This window comes from Massilia sp. (assembly GCF_032106685.1).
GTDB lineage: Bacteria > Pseudomonadota > Gammaproteobacteria > Burkholderiales > Burkholderiaceae_D > Telluria.
The window spans coordinates 1-2,807 of sequence record NZ_DAMCPG010000089.1 but is presented as its reverse complement, the minus strand read 5'-3'; the positions used below and the strand labels follow the sequence as shown (position 1 = coordinate 2,807).

Genomic DNA, 2,807 nt, shown 5'->3' with positions numbered 1-2,807 from the left:
GAGCGCTTCCTGCGAGCGGCGCTGGGCATCTTCAACAGGTAACGGTGACAGCGCCAAAAAAAAACGCCGCGTGAAGCGGCGTTTCGGGGAGCTGCGCTCCCTGGAGCGCAATCGCTTAAGCGCGTTCGCCGACCCAGCCGGCCACGCCTGCCAGGGCTTGCGGCAGGCCCGCCGGATCGGTGCCGCCGGCCTGCGCCATGTCCGGACGGCCGCCGCCCTTGCCGCCCACCTGCTGGGCGACGAAGTTGACCAGCTCGCCGGCCTTCACTTTACCGGTGGCGTCCTTGGTCACGCCCGCGATCAGGCTGACCTTGCCGTCGGCCACGGAAGCGAGCACGATGGCCGCGGTCTGCAGCTTGTCCTTCAGCTTGTCCATCGCTTCGCGCAGGGTGGCGACGTCGGCGCCTTCCATGGTCGCGGCCAGCACCTTGATGCCGTTGACGTCGACCGCTTTGTTGACCAGCTCGTCGCCCTGGCCGGCGGCCAGCTTCGACTTCAGCGCCGACACTTCCTTCTCCAGCACTTTCACTTGATCCTGGACCTGGGCGATGCGCGACGGCAGCTCGTCCGGGCCGGTCTTCAGGGCCGATGCAGCCGCCAGCAGCCTGGCGTTGGTCTGTTGCACCCAGGCCAGGGCGCCCTCGCCCGTCACCGCTTCCACGCGGCGGATGCCGGCGGCGACGCCGCCTTCCGACACGATCTTGAACAGGCCGATGTCGCCGGTGCGGGTCACGTGGACGCCGCCGCACAGCTCTTTCGACGAACCGATGTCGAGCACGCGCACCTGGTCGCCGTACTTCTCGCCGAACAGGGCCATGGCGCCATGCTTGACGGCGTCGTCGAAGCTCATGTGCTGGGCCTGGGTCGGGTGGTTTTCCAGGATCTCGCGGTTGACGATCTGCTCGACCTGGGCAATCTGCTCAGGCGTCATCGGCGCGTTGTGGCTGAAGTCGAAGCGGGTCTTGTCCGGATCGACCAGCGAGCCCTTCTGCTGCACGTGCGAACCCAGCACTTCGCGCAGGGCCTTGTGCATCAGGTGGGTGGCCGAGTGGTTGCGGATGGTGCGCGCGCGCTTGGCCTGGTCGACCTGGGCGTCCACGGTGTCGCCGACCTTCAGCGAGCCGCTGCGCAGCACGCCGTGGTGGCCGAACACCTCTGCCTGGATCTTCAGGGTGTCCTCGACCTCGAACTGGCCGGCGCCGGAGGCGATGACGCCGTGGTCGCCGACCTGGCCGCCGGATTCGGCGTAGAACGGGGTGGTGTCGAGCACCACGATGCCTTCCTGGCCTTCCTTCAGCTCCTGCACCGACACGCCTTCGCTGTACAGCGCCAGCACGTGGGTGTTGTGGACCAGCGACTCGTAGCCGACGAACTTGGTCTTGTCGCCCGCGTACTCGACCTTGGCGGCCATCTTGAACTTGCCGGCGGCGCGGGCCGTCTTCTTCTGCTGCTCCATCGCCTCGGCGAAGCCGGCTTCGTCCAGCGTCACGCCGCGTTCGCGGCAGATGTCCGCGGTCAGGTCCAGCGGGAAGCCGTAGGTGTCGTACAGGGTGAAGGCGGTGGCGCCGTCCAGGTTCTTCGGATCCCTGGCCAGCTGCGCTTCCAGGATCTTCATGCCGTTTTCCAGGGTCTCGCCGAAACGCTCTTCCTCGGCCTTCAGCACCTGGGCGACGCGCTCCTTGGCTTCGCGCAGTTCCGGATAGGCTTCGCCCATCTCGATGTCCAGGTCGGCCACCAGCTTGTAGAAGAACGGCTTGGTCTGGCCCAGCTTGTGGCCGTGGCGCAGCGCGCGGCGGATGATGCGGCGCAGGACGTAGCCGTGGCCTTCGCTGCTCGGGATGATGCCGTCGACGATCAGGAAGGAAGCGGCGCGGATGTGGTCCGCGATCACCTTTAGCGAATTGTTTTCCAGGTCGGTCGCGCCGGTTTCGCGGGCGGCCGCGCGGATCAGATTCTGGAACAGGTCGATCTCGTAGTTCGAGTGCACGTGCTGCAGCACGGCGGCCAGGCGCTCCATGCCCATGCCGGTGTCGATCGACGGCTTCGGCAACGGGGTCAGGACGCCCGCTTCGTCGCGGTTGAACTGCATGAACACCAGGTTCCAGATCTCGATGAAACGGTCGCCGTCTTCTTCCGGCGAGCCCGGAGGACCGCCCCAGATGTCGGCGCCGTGGTCGTAGAACACCTCGGTGCACGGGCCGCAAGGACCGGTGTCGGCCATCTGCCAGAAGTTGTCGGATGCGTAGCGCGCGCCCTTGTTGTCGCCGATGCGGATGATGCGCTCTTTCGGCACGCCGATCTCGTTGGCCCAGATGTCGTAGGCTTCGTCGTCCTCGAAGTAGACGGTGACGGTGAGCTTCTCGGCCGGCAGCATGTAGACCTTGGTCAGCAGCTCCCAGCAGTAGTTGATGGCGTCGCGCTTGAAGTAGTCGCCGAAGCTGAAGTTACCCAGCATCTCGAAGAAGGTGTGGTGACGCGCGGTGTAGCCGACGTTTTCCAGGTCGTTGTGCTTGCCGCCGGCGCGCACGCAGCGCTGCACGGTGGTGGCGCGCTTGTAGGGGCGCGTGTCCAGGCCGAGGAAGACGTCCTTGAACTGCACCATTCCGCTGTTGGTCAACAACATGGTCGGATCGTTGCCCGGCACGAGCGGGCTGGACCGTACGATCGTATGGCCCTTGGACTCAAAAAACTTGAGGAACTTTTCGCGAATTTCGGAGGATTTCATGTTGTGGGGGCGGAAAGAGAGCAGTACGGTATATAAAGCAACGATTATATCAGTCACTGGTGACTTATTAACGCGCGGTGCG

The 2,807-nt window shown here is 65.1% G+C and carries 1 protein-coding gene; it reads right to left on the bottom strand.

All coding sequences use genetic code 11. The features are described from left to right. Window positions 1–115: 115 nt before the first annotated feature. The gene (alaS, locus tag RT688_RS23635; protein ID WP_313707262.1) at window positions 116–2,725 is read right to left on the bottom strand and encodes an alanine--tRNA ligase; all 2,610 of its coding nucleotides are present in this window, start codon (window positions 2,723–2,725) and stop codon (window positions 116–118) included. Window positions 2,726–2,807: the final 82 nt, after the last annotated feature.

What these genes read in the sequence shown, in the direction of transcription:
- alaS (WP_313707262.1), bottom strand. Translation starts at nt 2,725, where the DNA reads ATGAAATCCTCCGAAATTCGCGAAAAGTTCCTCAAGTTTTTTGAGTCC.